Source organism: Flavobacterium sp. A45, from assembly GCF_002001005.1.
Classification (GTDB): domain Bacteria; phylum Bacteroidota; class Bacteroidia; order Flavobacteriales; family Flavobacteriaceae; genus Flavobacterium.
The window spans coordinates 1-372 of sequence record NZ_MUNX01000003.1; the positions used below are offsets into that span (position 1 = coordinate 1).

Consider the following 372-nt stretch of genomic DNA (forward strand, 5'->3'; position numbering starts at 1 on the left):
CAGTCAAGTTCAATACTTGATCTGCCGTACAACCGTCTGCTCCTGGGAATCTTGTTCCTATCTGATTCGTTGTATAATCCGTACCGTTCCAGGTGAAGGTCGCTCCCGAACAAATCGTTTGATTCGTAACTAAATCAGCAGGTTTTGGTGTTACAGTCAAGTTCAATACTTGATCTGCCGTACAACCGTCTGCTCCTGGGAATCTTGTTCCTATCTGATTCGTTGTATAATCCGTACCGTTCCATGTGAAGGTCGCTCCCGAACAAATCGTTTGATTCGTTACTATATCTGCAGGTTTTGGCGTTACAGTTAAGTTCAACACTTGATCTGCCGTACAACCGTCTGCTCCTGGGAATCTTGTTCCTGTCTGAT

1 protein-coding gene is annotated in these 372 nt (G+C 44.9%); it reads right to left on the bottom strand.

The genetic code is table 11. The annotated features are described in order from the left end of the window. A partial coding sequence (locus tag B0E44_RS18665; RefSeq protein ID WP_165688740.1) for a hypothetical protein occupies window positions 1-372 on the bottom strand: 372 nt, incomplete at both ends.